A 25,155-nucleotide genomic window follows, 5' to 3' on the forward strand; every position below is an offset into this window, starting at 1 on the left:
TGTAAAATATTATGGTATTATTTATAATAAGATAAAAAAGAAGGGATGAAGATATTGTGAATAAAAATAATTTTATATTAAATAGACTATTTACTCGTAATATTTTTGAGAAACTCTTAAAGCATCAAACTGAAAAAGTTTATAATAGTATTATTTCACAGTATTGTTCTGACGATATCGAAGAAAAGAATATAGAGTTATTAAAAAATATTTATAGATATATGTCTAAAAATTATAGAAATGAATATTTTTATCAAAATACTTTGTTTAATAAATTGCTTTTAGGGAAGCATAGTTTAAATACAACAGTTGCATTAACACAAGTTCCTGTAGGAAAAGCAAAAGCTGATTTTATTATGATAAATGGTAAAGCAGTAGTATATGAAATAAAAACAGAGCTAGATAGTTTTGATAGATTAAAAAATCAGATTGAAAATTACTATAAAGGTTTTAATTCAGTGTGTGTTGTAACGTGTGAAAAAAATCTAAAAAAACTTTTAGAATTATTAGAAGATACAAAAATAGGGGTATATGTATTAACAGATAAAAAGAATACATTAAGTTTAAAAAAAGAAATAGAAGAAAATAATGACTTCTTAGATTATGAAGTAATTTTTAAATATCTAAGAAAAAAAGAATTTGAGAATATATTGATTAAATACTTTAAAGAATTACCAAAGGTTCCGCCAGTATTTTATTATACTAAATGCTTGGAATGGATAAAAAAAATAGAAATTACAGTTTTTTATGACTTAGCAATAAAAGAATTAAAAAAAAGAAATGATATAAATAAGGAGTTATTTAATGAAATTCCTTATGAATTAAAATCTTTAGTTTATTTTTACAATCCATCAGTAAAGGAATATTATGAGCTTAATAATTTTTTAAAAAATGAATATAGGGGGTAGTTTATGTATTTTCCATATTTAAGAGGTCGTCAATATGAATTAATAGGTGTGAGAGAAGGAATAAAGAGTGGAATAATTTCTGATAAAATAATTCCAGTAATAGAACCTGTAAAATTATCATCTACACTTCTATCAACAATGAGAGTAGCAATTGAGGAAAAAAATAAGATAGCAATTCTTTGTAATTCTAATATTCCATCATTTTTTGATGATTTAGAATCTACAGATAATAAAAATCTGAAAAAAGAATTCTTTGAATTATTAAAAAGTGATTATATTGTTAAGTCATTTTTAGTGAAAAAAAGTTGGATAGAGGATATAGAGGAATACAAGAGAATGTTAGAATTTAATGAAGAAGAATTAATGATTATTTGTAATAATAAGAACCTTATTAATGAGTTCGAGAAAAGATATGACGAGCAGTATCCAAGATTTGTATTAATACCAGATGAAACAAAATTCAACAAAAGAATAAAAAATAATAAAATTTTACTTGAAGATAGATTTGAAAAAGAAGAGAGAAATTCTGATTACTTAAAAAATGAAGATGATTTTTTCTCAGATGACCATTTGGAATATGAAGAAAATGGATATATTGGATTTTCAGATTATGTCACTATGGGAGAAAAATATACTGATGGAGGATTTGCACCGTATGCTGTTGCAATTCATATTACGTATTTAAATGAAAAAAGTGATCCAATAAAAATTCATCATTTTGTTTCAGATTCAAATGAAGATATAAAAGACCCAGCTAAAAAATTTTATGAAGCAGTAGAAAAATTAAATAAATTTGAATTTTCTGAATTTAGTAAAACGAAAGCCTTAGATAGTTTTTTAGAGCATTATGAAAATGGATCTTATCCGGGGTTAGGAATAGTAAAAAAATTATCACTACTTCATCATTTGGAGTTGGTAAAAAATATTTTAGATAAAAATTAAATATGATGTAAAGACTTAATAAAGAGTTAGGGTTTACTGTGAAGTAAATCTTAGCTCTTTTATTTTTTGTAAAAATTATAGATAATTGACTTTTTTAATAAAAATATTAGTAGAATAAATCTAAAGAAATGAAAAAAGCCTCTTAGTTTTGACACTAAAAAGCTTTTTTCTCTACTAAATTCTATAATTAAAACAGAGTAAGATAATATTTAAATACCACATAAATCTAAAGAAATCAAATTTTTTAGGAGGACGTTTTATGAAATTTAATTGGATTTTAAAATCTCATCATAAAATGTGTTTAGATGATGGATTAATAATTAGAAATTGTAGAGATAATGATTATGCTATGTTAAAAGATGAAAAAGAGAACTATAGTTTGTTTGAGATTAATTGTGTTGATGGAAATGAAGAATGGATTAGAGTAGCTTCAAGTAAAAATTTTAATAATTTTAAAAGAAAAGTTAGTGATGTATTAGGAGAAGAGGTATGAAAGAGATAGAAATACAATCAAGTATAATACAATATTTACAAATTTTAGAGAATCAAAATAAAATATTTTTTCAAAGAATAAATAATATTCCTGTGTATGACTCCAAGCATAAGAAATATAGAAGTATGGTTAAAGGAGGGAAAAAAGGGTTTCCAGATATATTAATTTTAACTGCTGGGAAAATAATTGGTCTTGAAGTTAAAAGTGAAACTGGAAAGCAAAGCAAAGAACAAAAGGAGATAGAAAAGAAATTTAAACAACATGGCCAGGAATACTTTGTTGTTAGATCGTTACAGGAAGTTATTGCAATTTTATCAGAAGGATCTGAATATATTTAACTTTATTTCTTTGAAGAGGAATTTAATTTTAATTGAGAGGTGAGAATCATGAAGGTATATAACTCTGAGAATATAGATATATATACGGATGATGATAGTGTGTTTGCTCATAGAGATACGAGTGAGGCACATAAGGAAAGAATAAGGATAAAAAATGCTGTTATGGAGACATTAATGAAGAGTTCTGGTATAGCCTTTGGAAAAAGAGAGAAAGAATACTGGGAGCTATATAAAACAGGAATGAGTAACAAGGATATTTCACAGATTTTAGGAGTGTCAGAAAGCGCTTGTAGAAGTTTGAAGCTGAGAGCTTCTAAGAAAATAAGTACCCTAGCTAGAGAATTAAGGGAGAAAATAGAGTGACTAAAGAAAGGGTTGCGTTGCATTTGGGTGCAACGTTTTTTTTATTTATGAAAAAGACGAAAGGAGGGGGAGAACTTTATGAAAGGTTTGCAAATTAAAATAAACAAGTTGAGCAAAGCTTTTGAAATGAAAAATTATGTTGTGTTTGTGAATAGCGTTCAAAATTACTCTAGCGAAGTAAGAAAAACTTTCACATTTTATTCAGTAACAATAACTACTCCAGAGAATATAGAGCGCAGAAGAGAATTAAGAATTAAAAGAAGCAGTATAAAAAAAACTATAGAACAATTAGAAAAAAGTTTAGAGGTTTGTGAATCAAAAGAAGTTAGCGCGGATATTAAATCTCAAATAAGAAAATTAGAAAAAAGACTGAAAAATATTAATGTAGAACTTAGATTTAGTGCTCCTCCTAGATGGGAGTTTTCTTCTAAAGTAAAAATATTATTATTGCTAGTTGAAATGTATAAAAAAATTTGTGAAAGGGAGTTGAGAAAAAATGAAAGAAAATAAATTAACTCCAAAACAAAAAGCATTTGCAGATTATTATATACAATCTGGAAACGCAACAGATGCAGCAATAAAAGCTGGATATAATAAAAAAACAGCTAAACAAACAGGATATGAAAACCTTACAAAACCTTATATAAAATCATATATAGAAAAACGAATGAAAGAAATAGAATCGGATAGGATAGCTACAGCGGAGGAAGTGATGAAATTTTTAACATCAGTTATGAGAGGAGAAGTTAAAGATCAGTTTGAATTAGATCCTTCTTTGCAAGACAGATTAAAAGCTTCAGATATGCTGGCCAAGAGATTTGGATTATATACTAAAGATGTTGACTCTGAACTAAAAGAAAAATCTAGAAAAATCTTACAAGTAAAGGTGATAAAGAATGCTAGATGATGAAATTGGAGTTAGAGAAGTTACCATGACAGAACATTTTGCTGAGATGTTTACAGATGATGATTTTGATATCCTCTTACTCATAGGTGGATATGGTAGTGGAAAAAGTTTTACAGGGTTTCTTAAAACAGCTATAAAAGCAACTATGGAAAAAAGGAAAATACTTGTTGTTAGAAAGGTTTATTCAACTATAAAAGAAAGCTGTTATGAAGATTTAAAAGACGGATTGGAAATAGCTGGAGTTTTAGATGAATGGAAATTTATAAAATCTCCATTAGAAGCTAATCACTTAACAAATGGATCTAAAATAATTTTCAGAGGTTTGGATGATTGGAGGAAAATAAAGTCTATTAAAAATATAGATTATATTATAGTTGAGGAAGCTGACGAGATGACATTAGAAGACTTGAAAGAACTTAGAAAAAGATTGAGGGTAAAAGGCATAAAAAAGCACATAGTATTTATGTGTAATCCGGTTTCTAGAGCATCATCTATATACAGGATGTTTTTTACGAAAGATGAGGGATTTGGTTTTAATGAAGAGGAACTTTATAAAAATAGAAAGCTAAAAAAAATAGAAACCATACAATTAGAAGATGGAACAAAGGAAACTATAACCATAAAAGTTCATCACTCGATATACAAAGATAATCTATTTCTCCCTCCTACATTCATCTATGAGTTAGAGAGTGAAAAAGATCCTAGACTAAAAAGAATAGCTTGTGAGGGTAAATTTGGAGCAGATGGAGATTTAGTGCTGCACAATGCTGTGTTTGAAGAGAATGTATTTGAGAGATATATCCAAAATAAAATTTTCAAAGAGAATTATTACAGAGGTGTAGACTGGGGATACTCAAAATCTTATGCAACCGGGTTAAAAATGGCAGTAAATGAATCTCTGAATGAGCTCTATATTTATTGGGAATTTTATAATAGGAGAATGACAACTAGAGAGTTGGCCAAAGGCATGGAACCTCTTAAAGAGGATAACGTTAAGATATTTGGAGATAGTGCTTCAGCCCAGGCAAATGCAGATTTTAGAGATGAAGGATTCAGAATATTCCCGTGTGGAACTAAAGATAGAACGTATGGAGAGCAAATGCTTAGAAGTTTTTCTAGGATAGTTATAGACAAAGGGAGATGTCCGAAGACTAAAAAAGAGGTTGAAGAATGTATTTATAAAAAAGATAAATATGGGGAGATAATACCTGGAGAATACAATATAGATCCTCATAGTATAGATACCATGAAATATGGATTGAGTGACAGGAAATATGTACCACTGAAAGAGCGTAGAAAAGATAGAGGAAAATTTGTGGGAGCGTAGGAGGGAGAATAATGGCAGATAAAAAACTGATAGAGTCAGCAGTTATAAAGTTGTTCCATGGAGTTAGTCAAGAATCTAACAAATTGGATTTGGATACTATCAAGAGAATTGCTAAAGATATTGATATAAATTCAGCTCTAAATAAAATTGAGAGAAATGTAGCTGGAAGAGAAGTAATTATAAAAAGTGTTAGAGATGATAAGAATGAGTTAGACAAAGTGCAAGATATATTTAGAGATGTTAAATTCAACAGATTACTTAACTATATATTGAAGGCTAGAGTATTTGGAAATTATGCATTTGAAATAATCTATAATGAAGACTATACAGTTGATACTTTAATCCCTGTACCTAACGAATATGTGATCTATAATAATAGAGATAGGATGTGGCAGATTAAAATAGGAAATGCAACTCAAAACATAACTTTTGAAAAATTTTTATTGTGTATACATAAATGGGTTCCTAACAAAGTAGTAGGAGAAAGTATATTTGAGCCTTGTAATATAGCTTTTTTAGATAAAGAATTATACTCAACACAATTGAGAGGAATAGCTCAGAAATATGGAGATGTAATAGTTGTAGTTGCATATGATCCTGATGAGGATGATGATAAGATAAAGAAAAGAGCTGATAGCATAAAAGAAGCTAAAGGCAAGAATGTTATTATGGTTCCAGTAGAAAGAGGAGGGGCTAATCAACCCTCTCTGCAAGAATCTATGCATTTAGTTAAATTATCAGATTTAGATCCTGAGATATACACGATTTTAGCGGACAGAGAGAAGACTAAACTTATTCAAAATATATTAGGCTCAACTCTTACAATGGATGTTGGAAGAACAGGAACACAAGCATTAGGAACTATTCACATGGAAGCTGAAGAGCAAGTTGTTGAAGAGTGTTGCTCTTTTATATCGGATTGCTTGCAAAATCTACTAAAGAGTGTTTCAGAGCTTTGGGGATTTAATCATAAGGATTATTATTTTTCACTTGAAAAAAAGAGAGATAAGAAAGCTGATTTAGAAGTTGAAGAGAAAGAGGAAATCATAACACAAACTAAGATAAATAATATATCTGTTCTAGCTCAATCAGGAATAAAAGTTTCAGTTGATTATGTAGCAGAGTATCTCGGGATAGACAAAAAATATCTGAGTGAAGCACCAATAAATGTAGTTGAGTTTGCCAGGGGTGCGAACACTAGAAAGCATCCTAGACAGGCAGCTAAAATTTAGAGATAACCTTTTAGAAAGAGCAGAAAAATCGTTTTTAGAAAAATGGTCAAAAGATTTAAAATCACAAATGTTAAAGTGGTTCTCTAACCTCACAGAGTTGAAAATAAAGCCGCTGGTGTTAAACTTCGACACTTTTATCGAACAAGCAACCTTGATTGAGATTTTAGCAAGAATAGGAGAGGGAAATAATGCAACAGAATTTGAAGAAGAAATAGATCCTTTTGAAATGAAATTTGATGAAGCTATAAAGTATGCCTTAAATAAAAAGCCAACTCTTTTTAATGAAATAGATGAAATAACTGACAAGGTGAAAAATAATTGTTTTTGGATAAAGAGATCTACTGAATTAACAGCAACAGAAAAAGTACTTAAAGAGCTTGAAAAATCACTTGAAAACGGTGGTACATTTAAAGAGTTTATGCAAGGCATTGATAGTGTGGTAGATAAAGTTGGAATGGGTATAAATGGTTGGTATGCATCTAATGTATATAGAACAAACATGATGACATTCTATAACTCTGGAATTTATAAGCAACAGATGGATAACATAACAGATAAACCATATCTACTTTATGATGGAATAGCAGATAATAGACAATCTAAAATATGTCAAGAGCTGAATGGTAAGGTGTATAAGGCTGATAACCCTATTTGGGAAAAAATATATCCTCCTAATCATTATGGATGTAGGTCTAGTGTTGTAGCTATCTCTAAAGAGGAAGCTGAAGAGTTTGGACTAGAGATTCTCTCTCCTACAAAAGCAGTAAAAGAAATTGATTTAGGAGGGTTTGATGGAAATCCTTATGATAGTTACTGGAAAAAAGTAGAAAAAAGTGTTAAAATAAAAGAAAGTAAAATAGCTAGAGAATTATTGAAGTTCAAACTTTTAGATGAGAAAACAAATAAAAAATTTGTAGATATTTTTGAAAAAGCTCCGGAATATATAAAAGAAAGTATTTATAAAACTTCAGGAGAAATAACGATATCTAAAGGTAATGGAAATTACTATTCTACATCTAAAGATAAAATAACTTTAACAGATTTAGGTTATAATAAAAGGACCATCGCACATGAGTATGGGCATTATGTCGATAATAAGTTAAATGCACTGACAGGAGGTTCTAAATTTAAATATTTATCATCTCCAGGAGCAAATGAATATAATTTAGAATATTGTGATACTATAGAAAAATTAATGAACTCTATGAAAGGTATAAAAGGAAAGAAGTTGAGATTGAAAATAAAAGAAGAAGCTATAGAGAGTTTTGGAAAAGAGAAACTAAGAAATAGGGAGTATGGAGCTTTTCAAGATATATTTGATGGCTTGACGAAATCTAAGGCAACTTTATATTATGGTCACGGAGAAACTTATTGGAAAAGAAGTAATGATGAAGTTTATAATGAAACTTTTGCAAATCTTTTTGATTTATACACAAACTTAGAAACGACGGAATCCAGAGAACAAATAGAGTTTATAAAAGAATATTTTCCAAACTTAATAAATAGTTTTTTAGAGTTATTGAAAAAAGTTAATGGAGGTATAAAATGATTTATAGTGAGAAGTTTTTTATAAAAATAGAAGAATATAACGAACATTTTGAAGATTCGTTTCCTTTGATGTTATTGCCAGACTTAGAAGAGGAAGTTGTTGTGGAAAAAATAGATGAATGTTTATTGACAAATAAAAAAATACATAAAATTGTAGACTGGTTTGATGACTTCAACAATCCTGAAATACTTGGGTAATATATGGGTATAAAAATAGAAGGTGCAGAGGAACTTATATTTAAACTAAATAGGCTTCAAGAAAAAGCTAAAGACATGTCTCCGGCTATGAAAAAAATATCAGCTAGTATGGCTACTAAAATAAGAATGTGTTTCAAGAATGAAAGAGATCCCGAGGGCAACATCTGGACTAAATCTCATAGAGCTGAAAGAGATTTAGGAAAATCATTAGCTGATACAGGGAGATTAAAAGCTAGTATAAACTACAAATACACAGGAACAAGAGCAGCAGCAGGAACTAATGTTAAATACGCTAGAACAATGCACTTTGGAGCTAAAAAAGGGGAGTTTGGGAGTAATGCCGTTATTCAAAATGTTAATCCTTTTACAAGAACTAGAAAAAATAGGCAAGAGAGAGTAAAGGCACACACTAGAAAAAGAACTATTCCCTCTCCATGGGGTGATGTTCCAAGTAGAAAGTTTGTTGGAATGACTCAGCAGGATAGAGAAAGATATTTATTGATAATAAAAGAAGAATTAGAGAAGGCTTGAAAACCTTCTCTTTTTTTATTTTTTGAAAAAAATAAAAAATATTATATAGAACGTTGCATATTAATGCAACGCACAGACAATAGGTGAGAGATGGTATAGCGAGTATATCGATTAAAAAATCTCGAGGGTTGGTGGAGAGGGAAAATAACTTAAAAGGGGGTGAGAATAGAGATGAAAAAAAGAATTAAAGTTTTTGAAAGTGGGAATTATCCACAAGGGGATTTTAGCTTAGATAGAGTGAAGAAGGTGTTTTCATCAATTGAGAATCCAGTAAGGGGAATCTTTTCTCACACCTCTAAATGGTTGAATGAGAAAAAGAGTCCTGTTAATGTAGGAGAGTTTAGTAACTTTGAAATTAAAGGAAACGAGGTATTTGCAGATGTGGAGTTTAATGATAAAGGATCTAACTACTATAATGACGGAATACTAAAAGGTGTATCTGTTGAGATAGATAAAAACACTGATAAATTACTTAAAATAGCTGTGCTACCCATAGGGATAAATCCCGGAGTATCAACAGCAGAGTTCCAGGAGGAAGAAACTGGAATAATAATTGAGTTTGAGGAGGTGGAACAAGTGGGTTATAAAGAAATATTAGCAGCATTAGCAGCACTGGATTTAACACAACTATCAGCAGCCGAGTTACAAACGCTAAGTGATGCAACTTACAGTTTGCATGATGACCAGTACAGAATCAATAAATTAACTGAAAATGGATATACGGTTGTTAAGACTGCTGAATTTAGTAAAGAGCAATTAGATGAGATTGCTAAATGTATGAACTTGCAAGTAGTAGAGTTCGAGGAAGAAGTGGTTCTCTCTCCTACAGAGATGAGAGAACAAATAAAAGCAGAGATTGAGTTTGAAAATAAAGTTGCTGAGAAGATAGAAGGGATGAAAAAAGTTATTCCTCCATCGTTGCAACATATAGTAGAATTCGCAATTAAGAAAGCTGCTGAAACAAAAGATGAGATAGTTGAGTTCTCAGAAACTGAAAAAGTATCAGAGTTTGAGAAAATAACCGGAGACATCGAGAAAATGGGAGAAAATAAAATTTTTAAAAATTATTTTCAAGATATAACAGAATTTGAAGAGGATAGAGTTGAAATATCTTCTGCTAAGGATAGAGTAAATGCTTATTTTAATAAATAGGAGGGAGAGAAATGGCAAATTTAGTTGTAGATAAAAATTATTATGATAGAAACATATTTAAGATAGAAGGACCTTTATCTAAATCATTTGTATCAACTGAAGAAGTGTCTAGAGGGCAAGTTTTAGCTTACGATAGAGATACAGGCCAAGTTGTTAAGTATGTAAAAGGAGATTCAACTAAAGGAATTGCTTTCAGTGTAGCTATGGAGGATGCTAAAGCAGGAAGTAAGGTATTAGTTGCTACTCCAGGAACAGTTTTGAATAAAAATCTTTTGACTGGAGTTATTCTGATAAAAGATTTTGGAGTTATAGAAGATTTGTTTAAATCAGGAATATTATTAGAGGAGGTAAAAGGATATGGCACTTAATGTACAACAAATAGCTTGGTTAGGAGTATATGCAGACTTACCAATGACGGTAACACAATTTTTTGTTAGAAGGATAGCTGAAGGTAAGATACCTTTTGTTACAAACGCAAAAACTATTGATTATGAAGAAATTAAAGATCATGTTGTTAAAGCTAAAATTTTAAAAAGAGGGGAGAAGTTTCCAGTTTCTAAATTAAATGGCTCTGTAATAAAAGGAGTTACACCGGAGGTTATTAAAGATTCAATTCCTTTTACACCTTACGATGCTCTTAATAGATTGCCTGGACAAGAGGTTTATATTAATGGTAAAAAGGTTGACCATAGGAAATATGAAGAAGATAAAAGAATAGCTTATTTAAAGGTTTCTATACCGGTAGTACAAGAAGAGATTGCAGCAGGAGTATTTTTAGAAGGAAAGTATGTTTCACCGGATACTGGAAATGAAGTGACTTACACTCAATATCCTAGCGAAGATGTGGCTGTAACAGATATAAAAGAGTGGGGGATTTGGACAACATTAAAAGTGGGTGAATTCACAAGAAACTCAAAAGTTAGAGTGGATGAAATACTTGTAGGTAAAGATGTTTTTTATAAAATATTAACAGATTATAATAAATCTAGTAACAAAGTTGTTACTGTTACACCAAGTAGAGTTCAAACTAAAGATGGTGACTACGAGTTACATCTAAATATTTTTGGATTTAACTATGTTATGATACCTGATGCTACTGATACGCAAGGAAATTTTATAGACACTTCTAACTGGTTCCAACTTAGAAACAACGGGGCTGTTATTCCAGCTTTTGCCGGGGTTGTAAACGTAGATGAAAAAGGAGATTCTACTCTTGAGGCTACAGATTTAATCATAAGAGAAACTAAAGCAGATCAAGAGACAGGTGAAGCCAAGCATTTGGCAGAATCAGCTTATTGCCCTGTTGTTGTTAATCCTAATGTTGTAATAACTTACAAGATAACAGGACTGTAAGATGAAAGTGTATGAAAACATCCCTTCCTCTCTCCATTATAGAGTGAAAAAAATTCTAGGATTAGCAAATGACGAGGACTATATAGCGTACTTAGATTCTATAAAATCTGAAGCTAAGGTCTATATAAAGACTAAACTTGATGATGAGGCTTCACTAGATAGTGATCAAACTAATTTAGCTATAGATTTATATATCCAGTATCAGATGTTTGCTAAAACAGAGAATGAAGTTATCTCACACGATAAGATAGTAACTCTAGACGGGATGATAGAGTCTGTAAATCAAAAATGGAGAGAGAAAAATAAAGATGTTAGAAAAGTAAGGGGGCTGAGAGTATATTGATAGCCTTTGCTGAAGTTATAAAAGAAAGAATAGAAAATAATTTTGACAAATACCAAGTTGACATTGGCTTTTTAGAGGATTACATCCCGGGGATACTACCCGGGGTGTTAATCACTCTTGTAAGTCAAAGAAAAAATTTAAAGTCACTTAATGGAGTTGGTAAAAATGTAGGCTTGGTTATAAGAGTATTTGATCAGCACAATCCTAATTGCAGTATTCTAGAGATAGAAAATTGTAATGAAATTATAAATTTATTAGAAAAAGACTCTCAAATAATAGCTAAATACATAAATTTAACAACAGATTTGAGATTTGAAATAGATAAACAAGAAGGTGAGATAGATGGAGTATTTATTGGAACTATCTCAGTTATCGCTGATTTAAGGAGGTAAAGATGTCAGTAAAGGTGTTTTTTGGTAAACAAACCACTGAGGGAACTGTAGCTACTACACTCTTGGATTTAGGAGCTACTGATTTCTCGGGAGGAGAAAAATATAATGCTGTAAAGTCTGAAGTATTCAATTCGCTTCAAGCAGAAGGAGATCAATTTCTAGTTGGGATAGAAACAAGTTTCGATACTCCTATCGAATGGAATGCAAAAGTATTGGAAGCTATATTGCCTGCTCTTGGATATGCAAAAGAGGGGAAAGATACATTCTATAAGCTGACAGCAGCAGAACCAGCTGTCTTCAGTTTAATAGTTTCGGATTCATTAAACAATAAAAAAACACTGTATAAAGATTGTAAACTAAATACATGTTCTTTAAATGCTGTTAAAGGTGCTTTGGTAAATGGTTCGCTTAGTTGGATAGGTACAACTGCTGAATTCACGACTGGAATAGTAGTAGAGAGTATTGCAACAAACAGAGGAGAGAGCTTAGTAGCAATCGATTCTATAATCGAATTAGGTGGAAAAGGAGTTACAGAGGATGTAGAATCTCTAACAATAGATTTTAATAACAACCTAGAAGCAAGAGGTAGTATTGATTCACTTTATACTAAGAAAATAAGAAGAAGCGCTCCTCAATCTACAAATGTATCGTTAGAATTTAATTCTTATGATCAGGTTAGATTTGAAGCTGTAAAAGCTAAGGCAATAGCTAATGCTTCTGAGAATTTAACACTAACTCTCGTAGATGGAGACAAAACAATAATGATAGAAGTACCTAAATTGTATATAACTACATCTGATAGAGGAGATTACAAAGGAGCTGGAACTCACTCGTTATCAATGACAGCTTCAGTTAATAACACAGACAATACGCCAGCTAAATTCACATTTTAAGGAGGAATAATAAATGTCAACTAAAGTATTTGGAAATGTAGCAACAGGAAATCACATAGAAATTAGAACTAAGATGTCGATAGTTGCTAAGAGAGATTATCAAAACTCTCATAAAGCTGCTATGTCACTTGCAAACGGAGACTTGGGATTCAAAATGGTATCGTCGGATGCTGATTCGGATATAATTCTATTAAGAGGCGCCTTATTATCTGTAACTACAAACGGTAATACTGTAACTAGAAACAATTTGACAATTCAGATGCTAGATGATTCTGTAGAAAATACAGAGAATTTCGAAGATGCAGTTGAATTCTTAAAAAGAGAGAATAAATTAGGACCTTACTCAGGTCTAGAAAATTTATCTAAAGAAGAGCTTCTAAGAAGAAAAGGAAACTTAGAGGAATCTATAAAAATTATAGACAAAGTTCTAGAAGAACCGGGAAACTAAACCAAGATATCCAGTTTTGTTACATTCAGATAGCTACTGCTTGGAGTAAAAAAACAGATATCGCATATCATATGCAGCAATTCTCACACCTCAAAAAACATGCGATTAGAATGGCTGAAATGAGAAAATATCTGAAGTGCAATATCATGGGGAATTATGAAATAGCTTTTTTACCATTAGGAGGGGGGCTAGATGAACAAGATTGGGAATGGGTTGAAGATGCTGAAATGATAATATCTGCTCTTAACAGAGCTAAAAGTTAAGGGTGCAAGTGTGCCCTTATTTTTATAGAAGGAGGGGGTGAAAAGATGGAAAATGAATATTTACTCCAGGTAGCACTAGAACTCAAAGACCAGATGTCCAAGCAGATGGAAGAAGTCAATAGAGAGCTGAATGGATTTAAAAAAGAGTTGAAGGCTGCTGGAGTGGATGTAGATGGTCTAGGAGGAAAGGTTCAGAAAAACACTGTAACTATAAAAGGCGGTTTGGCATCTCTCTCTAAAGCAGCTAAGGTAACTACTGTGGCTTTAGTTGGAATAGGAGCTGTATCTGTTAAAAGTTTTGCTGACACAGAATACTCTGTTAAAAAAGTTCAGACTATTTCAACTAGAAGTTTTGATGAGATAAAAGCAGGAGCTTATGATCTAGCTAAAAAATATGGTGGAAGCGTTGATGGAATTCTAGAAGCTAACTACCAACTAGTTTCATCAATGGGAGATATAGCAGAAAGTCAATATGTGATGGAAACAGCTTCTCAACTATCCTTAGCCGGGTTTACTAGTTTAGGAGGGGGAATGAATGCTTTAACCTCTGTTATTAACGCCTATAAGATGGAAGCTAAAGACGCTGGAATGGTTGCTGACACATTGATGACAGTTCAAAATAACGGTATAACGACGATAGATGAATTACAGGCATCCTTATACAACGTTTTACCAACAGCAGCATCATTAAAAGTGTCATTCTTAGATATATCAGCAGCAATGGCCACGATGACAAATAATAAAGTTCCTACCGCACAGGCAACAACTCAGATTCGTCAAGCTTTAGCTGAATTGGCAAAAGAAGGAACAGATGCAGATAAAGTGTTCAGGCAAATCTCGGGAGGTTCGTTCCAAGACTTTATAAATAATGGCGGAAACATGGTTGAAGCTTTTGATTTAATAGCTAAATCGGCAGAGAAAAGCAACATGAGTTTATATGATATTTTTGGATCGGTAGAGGCTGCTGGAGCAGTAATAAATCTTACTGGTGAAAATATGCAAAAATTTATAAGAAACCAAGAGGCTATGTCTAAAAGTTCAGGAACTTTAGCAAAAGGCACTGAAACTATGTCTAATACATTTAAGGTAGAATACGACAAAATGAAAGCTGTATTCAAAGAGGTAGCAGATACTATCGGAGAACAACTCATTCCATACATGGAAGATATCAAAAAAGCTTTGCAAGAAATAGACTTTAAAGAATTGCTATCTAAAGAAAATGTAGACACAGCAATCGAATTCGGAAAAGGATTGGTAACTGTATCAGCAGCAGTATGGGGAATAAGTACAGCGATAAAAGGTGTTGAGATGGCTTTAAAAAGTGCAACTGCTCTTAGTGCTTTTATGGCATTTATAAAAGCTGGCGGAGCAACAGCAATAGCTAATCCGATAGCTGGAGCTGTAGTTTTAGGAACTGGAGCTGGGCTTATGATGGGAAATCAGCTTGGCAATATATATAATGCTGACAATAAAAAATTAACAGAATATTTTAATAAATGGGATGGTGAACATTCGCTTCTTGATTATGGAGATACAAGTTGGATAAATAAACGAATTGAAGAAAATTATTTCGGTGGAGCAAAATCATTAGAAGAAATGATTGCTAAATCTAAAGAGTTGAAAGAGGAAATAAAAGAAATTGCTGAAACTGAAGGAGCTATAATACGTTCTGAGAAAGAAGTTGATTTATTAAATAAAATTAAAAATTTAGATTCTGATTTGAAGAAGAAAGCTGAAGCTTTTAACTTTACAAATTTAGAAAAAGCAGAAGAAAGACTGAGTTCTCTAGGAGGAGCGCTAAACGAAGCTTTGAACGAAGGAGTTAGCGAGGATATAATAGTTTCTATAGCTAATCAGTATCAAGAAGCTAAGAAGTATGTAGAACAATTAAAGAAAGATGTTGATGGATTAGATTTTGAAAACAAGATAAAAAATCTAGCTTCAGATATAAACCTTAAAGCTTTCGCATTCGATTTCTCAGAACTAGAAAAAGCAGAAGAAGAGTTGAAAAATCTAGAGTCTATCTTAAACGAAGGACTTGACATGAAGCTTGGCAAAGATGCTCTCTCTCCTATTATCCAACAGTACCAAGAAGCTAAAAAATATGTAGATCAATTAAAAAATGAGATAGATGCACAAAAAATCAAAGATGATTTTGAAAAAGAGTTTGCTAATCTTGATCTAGAATTTGAGATATTTGGAACCGAGGAAGAGGATAGATTACTACAAACTGTTAGAGTAATGGAAAACCAAATATCTAAAGCTATTTCTGAAGGAATGATAGGAAATGCTAGAGAACTTGGAGAAGAGTTGAAAGTTCTTAAGGAACAATATAAAGAACAGTATGAATTGCCTAAAAAGGCAGCGAAAGAATTTGATGATAATTTAAAAGGTCTTAGCACTTCTGTATACCAAGTAGCTGATTTGATAGGCGGAGATTTCCAAAAAGTCATTTCTAGTTTTTTGAGCGGGGTATCAACTTTAAGCTCATCTTTAAGCATGATGGGGGTTAGTTCTAGTAGTGGTGGATTGTTAGGAAGCTTAGGAGGTTTTTTAGGTTCTGGAACGTTAGGTATGATTTCAGGAGGACTAGGTATAGTTGGAGCTGTAGGTGGTGTTGTATCTTCATTAATGGGTAGCTCAGACGAAAAACGAAGAAAGAAAAATGCTGAAAATGAAAAGAAGTTTGAAGAGAATACTAATGCCTTGAAGGAACTTGGAGAACAACTAAAAGCTAATACTGCGACACTGCAAGACTTTGCTAACACTCTAATAGCTTCGATAGCAACAAGTCCAACACTGCATAGAATAGCTGGTGGACAGAATGCTTTAAAGTTAATGGAAGAAGTGATGATGGAAAACAAAGATTTTGGTAAACTTTCATTCCTGGTAAAAGAAAAGAAAAAAACTTGGTATGGAAAGTCAAAATCTTACTCTAAAGACAGAGAGATGTCAGAAAAAGAGTTGGTAGAGCTAATGGATTATGACAGCTCGGTTGGATTGGATGAGTTTGATCTAGACGAGTTAAAGAAGTTTAGAGATGACTTAAACAGTATAACAGAATCGGTAATAAGAGACTGGGCAAGTGGGCTTACATCTAGAAGTATAGAATATATAAACATGAGTGCATTTGAACAGTATAAGAAAAACATAGATGAGTTTATTAAACAAATAGAGATGTTACAAAAAGAGCAAAAGGAACTCTTTAGAAATGCAACCTTAGAAGGGTTCGAAGGTATCAATGTGCTAGATGAAAAGCAGCTAACCGAACAATATACTCAAATGTTTAATGATATGGGTATAGACGCTAGCAAGTATAAAGATACTATTCAGGAGATGGTTGATGATAATAAGGTCCTAGTTAGTTCTATGGAGGATGTTAGAAGTAGCTTTATTGACTCTCTCCTAAATGGAGAGGGAGACTTTGTAGGTTCTATGGGAAGTTACTTCCAAAAACTTATAAAGAATGCTGCTATGACAGTGTATGACACTCTATATTCTGAGATAGACAACTCTATGAATGAGATGTTCCTACAGATGTCAGAGAAACTTGTTGAAATGAAAGAGTCTGGAAATGTAGATTTTACAGATTTTTGGAAAGGTTTTGATTTCAGTGGAATTTTAGAAGCTCAGGAGATAGAGAGCAATTTTCAATTGGTTATAGAAGATCTAAGAACTAAACTTATCGCTATGGGAATTGGAGAAGATATTATAGACTCGTTCCTACCGGTTTCAGAAGCTCAGAAGAAAATAAATGAAATCAAAGATAATTATCATCGGCTATGTCACAGGCTCTAACAGATAAGGATTTTGATAGCTTTGAGAAGAGTTTAGGGCAATCTATATATAACAGTGTTAAGGATAGTCTTATTAAGGCTTTTATCGAGTCTGAAACTTATAAGCAATACATAGATAAGTATTTCAATTTTGAAGAATTTGAAAAAGAGTTGTCGGGAGTTACAGATTCTAAGAAAGCTTTTGAGATGGTGCAGGAGTATCTAGAACAACTGTATGGAAAACTTGAAAGTAATGGAATGGGGTTTGACGATAATATATTAGCTAATAAAGATGATAAAAAATATCTAGGGAATTCATATTACACTGAAGGCCCTTCTCAAATAAACATAAATATAACTCAGCACTTCACTGGAGTTTATGGAGAGGACGCTATGTATAAAATAGCTAAAGAGGGAGTGAAAGATGGATTAGAAGAGGTTAAGAATCAATCTAAGGTACTGGGGGTGATGTAATGAAAAAGAGAATAACTTCAAAAAATAGCTGGGAACTCTTACTGAGTTCCATAGCTGGTGCCTGGGATGCGGCAGATACATTTGTCCTAGGTACATTTGATGAAGCTGAGAACTATAGCTATAAAGTGAAAGTAACTAATTCTAAAACTAACGAGGAAATAACTAAGTATATAACTCAGATAAAGGTTAGTATACCTGATTCATCCGAGAAAATATCATCAATGAAAGCTGAGGTTATTTTAGATAAGAAAGTTGTTAAAACGGATGATGTTATAGTCATAGAGGTTTTCAACTCAACTGAAAGTATTCAGATAAAGTTGTTAGAAGGTAAAGCTAAAATAACAAATAGAGAAATTAGTAAAATTTATAACAGTACTTACACAATTGAGGTTGTGGATGAATTTGACAAATTGTTTGAAAAGATAGTTTCTGAAGATATGTTTTTATTTAATAAATATATTTATGCAGAGCAATATAAAGAGAATTCAATTCTCTATATGATAGCTAAAAGTTTAGGATTCACAGATGAACAGTTAAACTTTGAAGATGTGAGAGATTCTCAATCTAGACTTGTTCAAATTCCATTTATGTTACTTAGAAAAGATAATAGATATATAGATGAACTTCAAACAATTCTAGAAGTTACAAAAGGTAGAATTTATGTAGATTTTTATAAAAATATAGTTTTTAAAAATGGATTATTCGACTATGAAAAAGCAGTAGCTTATCAGTTTGATACTAGAAATATCCTGAGAAGTATTGGAGAGGGATACAAGTACACTGATAAAAATGGAGTTAGGATTCTATATGACAGTTATAAATATCTTGAAAATCAAGTGATTTTCGATTTAGCAAACAGAGTTGAAGTAAAAGTTGGAACTAACTTAGAGAATCAAAAGATGGAATTTAACATCAAGTTTATAACAGATTTAGCAGTACAGCACAATATAACAAAAGCTGAGGGTTACTACTATGTAGATGAGGAGCAAATAAGAGTCCCTCTCCAAGAAGGGGTACATTATGAGTTAGTAGAATTCAAAGAAACTTCATCAAAAGTTAAATTTTTCAATCCTTACAGCAGTTTATTTTTTATAGATAAATTTGAAATAAAAGGAATTCCTCTTGTGCAGTTCCAAGATAACGAGGTGGCTATCAAGGAAACTAAAAACATGGAAGAGAGGGAAGAAAATTTTTCATCTTATACTAAAAACAAATATATTCAAACTGAGGAGTTGGCTTCTGATATAGCTAGAGTTGAATATATAAAAAATTGTAAAAATAAAAAAGAGTATAGTTTTAAATCCAACTTTGTACCTCATTTAGAACCTGGAGATGTATGTTCGTTTAAATTAGATGATATAGATACCCTAATAGAGATTTCATCTATCGAACATACATTGTCTAGGTCGAATGGTTGCTACTCTGAAATAACAGCATTAGAGTACGAGAGAATAGAGCAAGAATTTAACTATTCCAAAATAGAAAGCTTAACTTCTAAAGATAGCTTTTTAGGGACTCTAAATAATATTAAAGATCAGATTGATGAAACTGATAAAAAATTAGATGAAATTATTCTGATAGAGGGTGCTAGAGGATATGTTGATGAAAATGATCCTAGAGGCTTAGGAAAGCCTATAGCTGAACCAGATGTTTGGTTTAATCCCATCACTAAAGAGTTTAAAGTATGGAGAAACGGGAAGTGGAATCCAGCTCGTGAGGAAGATATACCTCCGGCATTAATGATAGCTTTAAAAGCTCAAGCTGGAGTATTTAGAATAGGTGGTAACGATGTAGAAGCCGGAATATTTTTCCAATATGATAAAGATACCAACAACCCAGTTTTTAAATCTACTGATTCTGAGAACTTAGCTCAGGTATCTATAGATAAAGATGCGAATGTTTTGATTAGAAATACAAACAATAAACTAGCGTTTAATATGAGGAATCCAGAAAATCCAACCGAGATCATATCGCAGATTTTAATGGGAGTTTATAATGCTGATGATATAAAGGAACATAAGAATACTTTGTTTCAAGTAGGAGATGAGAGTACTGGAACTTATTTAAAATTTCTGAGAAATGGGAATTTTATACAGCAGATTGATAACAAAGAAATAAAGCAATATTTTAAAGAGTTTGAAAATCAGATTGATGGAAAAATAAATACATTTAGTCAAACTGCTGATCCTAGTGTTGTTTGGATAGGAGATAAGAAGTTAAAATCAGTAGGAGATTTATGGTATAACCCAACAACTAAAGTTACAAAAAGATGGAATGGAAAAGCTTGGGAAGAACAAGATGTAAAAGATAAAGTGGCACAAGAGATAGCTAAAAGTAAAAATACTGTGTTTGTAGCTACTCCAGTTCCACCATATAAACGGGGAGATTTATGGATAAAAAATCAAGAGATTTACGATTGTATTTCTACTAAAGAAAGCGGTGTATTTGCAGAAGGGGATTGGAAGAAATCTACAAAATATACAGATGATACAACTGCTAACAATGCTATAAACAATCAAAGTAATGGGCATTTAACTATAAATGCGAATACTGTATTTGGTGGTGATGCTACATTTGTTTCTAGAGGAAGCAACGAAACTACTGTAATAAAAGATGGAAGTATAAGTTTTACTAGATCTGGAGAAACAATCACAACTATAAGAAACATGAGGGCTGGAATAGTTACTACGGATGGATATGGGACTGGGTATGTTGACTTTGTTGGAATGAAAAGTAATTTACTTATATTACCTTCAATAAAGGCATTTGATGTTTCAGCTAATGTTAGAAGTCTTAATTGTAAAGTTGAAAAGGATCCAAATTTTTTAGCGCAAAATAGATATAGATTTTTTGTATACGGAACAGAGGAGGTTTATGAAGGGGTAAATAAAGAAGTAAAAAATAGTCAAAATTATGTGAAAAATTCGTATAGTGTTGGTGTAGAAGGAATTGAAATAAGCTTATATGGAGCAAGAGTATGTGAAAACTTTTGGACCACTGACAGCAATCAAGATACCTATTGGACAAATGTACAAATATCCGGAACATCTATACCATGTAAAATAGGAATCAAGGTGTATATAAATAATGCTTATTATGGAGAAAGTTTATATGATATAAATCATTCTTATTTTTCATTAAGAAAAGATGGATCACATCATTATTTAAGATTGAATGTTCCTCGAGTAAAAATCTCTTTGGGAAATTTTTCGTTAACAACAAAAAATAAAGGAGATAAAAATGTAAGGATTGAACTTTATTTAAAAGATAATCCGAGCATAATATGCTCAGGAACTATATGGGAGCATAGAGGTGGAAGAGATCATGAGTATTGGGCTCCTAAACCTCACTCAGCAAATATAGCATGCAAAATGTCTTCTTCAAATATTACTTTTTATGTAGGTCATTATTTTTATTCGCCATCATATATTCAAAATATTGTTGGGGCAGGAGAAATACAGTATTTAGCAATAGAGCAGTAAAAATATTCTATAAAGGGAGAAAAAAATAATGAAAATAAAAATAAAAATAAAAGATGATGAGCCACAATGGATGGATATTGTAGGGAAAGAATTTACACACAATAATATTAGAGTAGTATGTTCATCGTTTGAGAGTGAGTGTTTATATATAAACGAATGGATAGGAAAAGAAGTGACAGGGCGAACATCGGTTATATCAACGGTAGATAAAGACAGGTGTTTAGCTCATCTAGAGATATTCGGATATAAAATAGAACTGATAGAAATGTTTGTGTATTCAGAAATGACTTTAAAAAAAATAGAGGGATTGATTCAAGCGGGATTCACTAAATTTATAAGAGAAGGAGATAATTATATAGTAGATGGTATTTTTAGGCAAAATATATTATCTGACGAAGAATTACAACATCTCTTAAAAAGCAATATTACAGAAATCAATTTACTTGAAATAGAGTGAAAAAATAATCTTCTTTAGGAGGGATTTATGTTTGATAAAGCATTTGAAGATTTAATTTTGAAAGAAGGAGGCTATAGTAATGATTCGATAGATAGAGGTGGTGAGACAAAGTTTGGTATAACAATATCGGTTGCTAGAAGTTATGGATATAATGGAGCAATGAAAGATCTTTCATTAAAATTAGCTAAAGAAATTTATAAAAAAAATTATTGGAGAAAAGAATTCGAAAGTTTCCATTGGGTTATAGCTGAATTTTTGTTTGATTGTAATGTTAATCATGGTTATAGAGGGATGAGTTTGATTTTACAGAATTCCATAAATCTTTTAACTAAAAATAATATTGAAACAGATGGAGTCGCTGGAAAAATAACATACAGAACAGCTTTAAAATTAGATCAAGAAAAATTATTTTATATGTTGTTTTCGTATAGATGCAAATATTTTATAGATATTTGTAAAAATGATGAATCACAAGAAAAATATATTTATGGGTGGACAAAAAATAGAGTCTGGCTTATTTTCGCAAAATTGCTTCTTGAAAGTTCAAGTAATAGGATATTTTAAAGTTAATGTATTAAAAGTACGTTGATAGATTATTTAATTGAGGAGAAATAGTATGAAAGTTTCGTTATTATTAATATTGGATAAGATATTTTCTTTAGTTAAAGGAAGACAAGAGCACGATAAAGATAAGATTGAAAGTTACTCAAGAACGATAAACATAGCTTTTATTTTTGTACTCGTGGTATGCGTTTTGGGATATTTTTTCTTTCCGTATACTTTTAAGTCGGATTCTTGGCCCGTTCAAATTTTACTAGAGATTTTAGAATATATAAAAAATTCCTAAAAAATAGAGTGTTGAAATAAAGGAAGGTGATTATGGAAAAGATCATAGAATGGATACAATCAATAATTTCGTGGTTTCAAGAAGGAATTAATTTTACAACTATTTTTTTAGGAGGAGTTCTATATTATTTGTTAGGTGGATTTGATATAATGATTGAATTACTTTTGACAGCTATGGCTTTAGATTTTTTAACTGGTTTTTTAAAAGGAATAAAAACAAAAAAATTGAGTTCAAATAAAGCAAGGGATGGAATGATAAAGAAAATAGGAACGATTATAGTTATAGCTTCTGCTGTTATATTAGATAAGTTGTTCGCTTCTCAAGGGAAAGATACCTATTTTAGAAATCTCGTTACAGGTATATTTATTATAGTAGAACTTATATCCTTAGTGGAAAATGTTGAAACTCTTGGAGTTAAAATTCCTAAAAGACTTAGAAGTGTTCTTGCTCAGTTAAAGAATAAAGAGTTTGAAGGAGATGAGAAGAAAGAATAACTGTGAAGATAGTATAGAAATTAAATAGAGATAAGAATCTTCAGGATAGTAATTCTGGAGATTTTTTATTTAAAAAATAACAAAATACAAAAATAATAAGAACCTCTGGGGGGGATAGAGGTTCTTATTGGGGGGGATTAAATTATTTATTACTTTTAACACTTATTATAATATTTAGACCACAGGTTTTATAAAAAAGTTTTAAAGATAATAAAAAATATTTATATTTGTCAAAAAAGGAATGATCAGCAAAATTTAGAATAAATTTTTAATTTTATTTTTAAAAGGAGTGAAACTATTTATGAAAAAGAAAGCTGTTATTATAATTCATGGAAGAAGTGCTAAACCAGCTCCACAAATATTACTTGAATCATGTAAAAAATCAATTTTTGAAGGTCTTGATTTTGTTGATGGACAGGAAGATTCTTACTCTAAATTAGAAAAAAAAATGAATAAGAATGAGTTTTTTATCGATATTGTTTATTATGCTGATATTTTAGGGTATAAATATGAACAAGATCTTTATTATAAAGCTAATTTTAAAGATATTATGAGATATCCTTGGAGAGAAAAAAGTATATGGGAAATTTTGTTATCAACTACGGGAGATGTTATCGAGTTAGTAATTCCTGTATTAAAGAAAGCAGGAATAGATTTTTCTAAATATTTAAATGATGTTGACAAATACTTTAATAATCCTAAATATAAACAAGAAATTTTTCGAAGAATTGATGATAAAATAAATCAATATAAACACATTGATGAAATTTTTATAGTAGGGCATTCTTTAGGAAGTATTGTTAGTTATCAATACTTAAAGGAAAGTATAGTAAATGCAGGAAAAGATTTTTCGAAATTTAGGCTTATTACGATGGGATCACCGTTAGGGCTTGAAACTGTAAAAAGTAAATTATTGTATCCTCTTGATTTTTCAAATAATGAAATTTCATGGATTAATTTTAGTGATCCTATTGATCCTGTTTGTTGTTTTGAGCCTGAATTGAAAGGAGATTTTAAAAGTTCTATAAAGGATATTAAAGTAGTAAATGATTATAATTTAGATAAAGTCGATGCAAAAAATTCAGGAATTCCAAATCATCTTTTATATGGGTATCTTAGATGTCCAGAGTTTGGGGATTTTATATATAGTATTATTTAAAAATAAAAAAGAATCCTTATATTTTAAGGACTCTTCAGGCTGTAGATAAGTAACTGTCTACAGTTTTTTTTATTTTATAACTTTTAATTAGCAAAACTTAAATATTCATTTAAACTTTCAATTATACAATTATAAAAGAAATCATAGGCTTCTTCATAATCTCCATAATAGCTTTTATCAAGAGCTTGATAGTATTCTAATCTGTCAGTAGCTAAAATAGTTATAGGAGGATATCCAAGTTTTAGAAGCTCTAAATTAGTTAGTAATCTTGAAGTTCTACCATTTCCATCAATGAATGGGTGGGTATTAATAAATTTACAAGTAAATTCAATAATTCTGTTAATAGTAACAGGTTCAGAAGTATACCAAGATAATAAAGTATGTATTTCTTGAGAAGTATCAATAGTTCTATATTTACCTTTGTTAGTCCAATCAAGCCCATCTAAAAGTATAGAGTGAATAATTTTTATATTTTCTTCAGATAAAATTTCGTTTGTTAAAGTTTCAATATAAAGTAAAGCATTATAGTAGTTTCTAATTTCTAAATGATCTTTTAAAGACTTTTTACCTACTGCTAAATTAGTTTCAATAACAAATCTAGTTTCCATTTCAGTAAGAGTATTTCCTTCGATAGCATTTGAGTTATATGTATTTTTAATTATATAATTTTCTTTTATTCTTTTTATTTCACCTTGATTAAGAGGTCTTCTATGATCTAGTTCACTTTTTAATGTATAAATTTTCTCCAATTTATTATTCATGATAACACCTCACTTGGTATTAAGTCAAGTTTTTAAACATAATTTTATAAATTATGCAACTTGTTTCTGATAAT

At 30.8% G+C, this 25,155-nt stretch carries 28 protein-coding genes; 27 read left to right on the plus strand and 1 reads right to left on the minus strand.

Annotation, left to right across the window (positions count from 1 at the left end):
- Positions 1-56 precede the first annotated feature (56 nt).
- The 27 genes from L988_RS00445 to L988_RS00580 all read left to right on the plus strand — a co-directional run bounded on the left by L988_RS00445 (position 57) and on the right by L988_RS00580 (position 24,320).
- Entirely contained in the window at positions 57-908 is an 852-nt protein-coding gene (locus L988_RS00445; protein WP_047380446.1) for a sce7726 family protein, read from the plus strand.
- Positions 909-911: 3 nt separating this feature from the next.
- Positions 912-1,850, plus strand: coding sequence for a sce7725 family protein (locus tag L988_RS00450; protein WP_047380447.1), 939 nt, complete (start codon positions 912-914; stop codon positions 1,848-1,850).
- Between the two features lie 259 nt (positions 1,851-2,109).
- The gene (locus L988_RS00455; protein ID WP_047380449.1) at positions 2,110-2,343 is read left to right on the plus strand and encodes a hypothetical protein; all 234 of its coding nucleotides are present in this window, start codon (positions 2,110-2,112) and stop codon (positions 2,341-2,343) included.
- On the plus strand, positions 2,340-2,681 hold the full coding sequence (locus tag L988_RS00460) for a VRR-NUC domain-containing protein (protein ID WP_047380450.1): 342 nt from the start codon (positions 2,340-2,342) through the stop codon (positions 2,679-2,681). Before L988_RS00455 ends, L988_RS00460 begins: the two co-directional genes overlap by 4 nt.
- 48 nt (positions 2,682-2,729) lie before the next feature.
- Positions 2,730-3,044, plus strand: coding sequence for a sigma factor-like helix-turn-helix DNA-binding protein (locus tag L988_RS00465; RefSeq protein ID WP_047380453.1), 315 nt, complete (start codon positions 2,730-2,732; stop codon positions 3,042-3,044).
- Between the two features lie 78 nt (positions 3,045-3,122).
- On the plus strand, positions 3,123-3,554 hold the full coding sequence (locus L988_RS00470; RefSeq protein WP_047380455.1) for a hypothetical protein: 432 nt from the start codon (positions 3,123-3,125) through the stop codon (positions 3,552-3,554).
- Positions 3,541-3,951: a terminase small subunit gene (locus L988_RS00475; RefSeq protein ID WP_047380456.1), complete on the plus strand. Its 411-nt coding sequence runs from the start codon at positions 3,541-3,543 to the stop codon at positions 3,949-3,951. The genes L988_RS00470 and L988_RS00475 overlap by 14 nt, the downstream gene beginning before the upstream one ends.
- On the plus strand, positions 3,941-5,278 hold the full coding sequence (locus tag L988_RS00480) for a PBSX family phage terminase large subunit (protein ID WP_047380458.1): 1,338 nt from the start codon (positions 3,941-3,943) through the stop codon (positions 5,276-5,278). The genes L988_RS00475 and L988_RS00480 overlap by 11 nt, the downstream gene beginning before the upstream one ends.
- Positions 5,279-5,289: 11 nt before the next feature.
- Positions 5,290-6,510, plus strand: coding sequence for a DUF935 family protein (locus L988_RS00485; RefSeq protein WP_047380461.1), 1,221 nt, complete (start codon positions 5,290-5,292; stop codon positions 6,508-6,510).
- Entirely contained in the window at positions 6,467-8,059 is a 1,593-nt protein-coding gene (locus tag L988_RS13180; protein ID WP_081990270.1) for a phage minor head protein, read from the plus strand. The genes L988_RS00485 and L988_RS13180 overlap by 44 nt, the downstream gene beginning before the upstream one ends.
- Positions 8,056-8,256 (plus strand): hypothetical protein, encoded by a 201-nt coding sequence (locus tag L988_RS00495; RefSeq protein ID WP_047380463.1) that lies wholly within the window; start codon positions 8,056-8,058, stop codon positions 8,254-8,256. Before L988_RS13180 ends, L988_RS00495 begins: the two co-directional genes overlap by 4 nt.
- Before the next feature lie 3 nt (positions 8,257-8,259).
- On the plus strand, positions 8,260-8,787 hold the full coding sequence (locus tag L988_RS00500) for a phage virion morphogenesis protein (protein ID WP_052191612.1): 528 nt from the start codon (positions 8,260-8,262) through the stop codon (positions 8,785-8,787).
- A gap of 171 nt (positions 8,788-8,958) precedes the next feature.
- Entirely contained in the window at positions 8,959-9,939 is a 981-nt protein-coding gene (locus L988_RS00505; protein ID WP_047380465.1) for a hypothetical protein, read from the plus strand.
- An 11-nt stretch (positions 9,940-9,950) separates the two neighbouring features.
- Positions 9,951-10,307, plus strand: a complete 357-nt coding sequence (locus L988_RS00510; protein ID WP_047380467.1) for a hypothetical protein — start codon at positions 9,951-9,953, stop codon at positions 10,305-10,307.
- Positions 10,297-11,292, plus strand: a complete 996-nt coding sequence (locus L988_RS00515; protein WP_047380469.1) for a hypothetical protein — start codon at positions 10,297-10,299, stop codon at positions 11,290-11,292. Before L988_RS00510 ends, L988_RS00515 begins: the two co-directional genes overlap by 11 nt.
- A 43-nt stretch (positions 11,293-11,335) precedes the next feature.
- Positions 11,336-11,635: a hypothetical protein gene (locus L988_RS00520; protein ID WP_156111907.1), complete on the plus strand. Its 300-nt coding sequence runs from the start codon at positions 11,336-11,338 to the stop codon at positions 11,633-11,635.
- Complete coding sequence (locus tag L988_RS00525) at positions 11,632-12,027, plus strand: hypothetical protein (protein ID WP_047380472.1); 396 nt, start codon at positions 11,632-11,634, stop codon at positions 12,025-12,027. The genes L988_RS00520 and L988_RS00525 overlap by 4 nt, the downstream gene beginning before the upstream one ends.
- A 2-nt stretch (positions 12,028-12,029) precedes the next feature.
- Positions 12,030-12,920, plus strand: coding sequence for a phage tail tube protein (locus L988_RS00530; protein ID WP_047380475.1), 891 nt, complete (start codon positions 12,030-12,032; stop codon positions 12,918-12,920).
- A 13-nt stretch (positions 12,921-12,933) separates the two neighbouring features.
- A complete protein-coding gene (locus tag L988_RS00535) occupies positions 12,934-13,368 on the plus strand; it encodes a hypothetical protein (RefSeq protein WP_047380476.1) in 435 nt (144 codons plus the stop codon).
- Between the two features lie 308 nt (positions 13,369-13,676).
- Positions 13,677-17,429 (plus strand): phage tail tape measure protein, encoded by a 3,753-nt coding sequence (locus L988_RS00545; RefSeq protein ID WP_047380480.1) that lies wholly within the window; start codon positions 13,677-13,679, stop codon positions 17,427-17,429.
- The gene (locus L988_RS00550; RefSeq protein WP_047380482.1) at positions 17,414-17,881 is read left to right on the plus strand and encodes a hypothetical protein; all 468 of its coding nucleotides are present in this window, start codon (positions 17,414-17,416) and stop codon (positions 17,879-17,881) included. The genes L988_RS00545 and L988_RS00550 overlap by 16 nt, the downstream gene beginning before the upstream one ends.
- Complete coding sequence (locus tag L988_RS00555; protein WP_047380484.1) at positions 17,881-21,363, plus strand: hypothetical protein; 3,483 nt, start codon at positions 17,881-17,883, stop codon at positions 21,361-21,363. Before L988_RS00550 ends, L988_RS00555 begins: the two co-directional genes overlap by 1 nt.
- A 28-nt stretch (positions 21,364-21,391) precedes the next feature.
- Positions 21,392-21,820: a hypothetical protein gene (locus L988_RS00560; protein ID WP_047380486.1), complete on the plus strand. Its 429-nt coding sequence runs from the start codon at positions 21,392-21,394 to the stop codon at positions 21,818-21,820.
- A gap of 27 nt (positions 21,821-21,847) precedes the next feature.
- Positions 21,848-22,384: a glycoside hydrolase family 108 protein gene (locus tag L988_RS00565; RefSeq protein ID WP_052191613.1), complete on the plus strand. Its 537-nt coding sequence runs from the start codon at positions 21,848-21,850 to the stop codon at positions 22,382-22,384.
- Positions 22,385-22,436: 52 nt separating this feature from the next.
- Entirely contained in the window at positions 22,437-22,667 is a 231-nt protein-coding gene (locus L988_RS00570; protein WP_047380488.1) for a hypothetical protein, read from the plus strand.
- 32 nt (positions 22,668-22,699) lie between these two features.
- Complete coding sequence (locus L988_RS00575; protein WP_052191614.1) at positions 22,700-23,161, plus strand: holin family protein; 462 nt, start codon at positions 22,700-22,702, stop codon at positions 23,159-23,161.
- Between the two features lie 301 nt (positions 23,162-23,462).
- Positions 23,463-24,320 (plus strand): hypothetical protein, encoded by an 858-nt coding sequence (locus tag L988_RS00580; RefSeq protein WP_047380490.1) that lies wholly within the window; start codon positions 23,463-23,465, stop codon positions 24,318-24,320.
- Positions 24,321-24,403: 83 nt separating this feature from the next.
- Here the strand turns inward: L988_RS00580 and L988_RS00585 are convergent, their stop codons facing one another.
- Positions 24,404-25,081 (minus strand): Fic family protein, encoded by a 678-nt coding sequence (locus L988_RS00585; protein ID WP_047380491.1) that lies wholly within the window; start codon positions 25,079-25,081, stop codon positions 24,404-24,406.
- Positions 25,082-25,155 lie beyond the last annotated feature (74 nt).

Origin of the sequence: Cetobacterium sp. ZWU0022, assembly GCF_000800875.1 — a bacterium.
In the GTDB taxonomy this organism is placed as follows: domain Bacteria; phylum Fusobacteriota; class Fusobacteriia; order Fusobacteriales; family Fusobacteriaceae; genus Cetobacterium_A.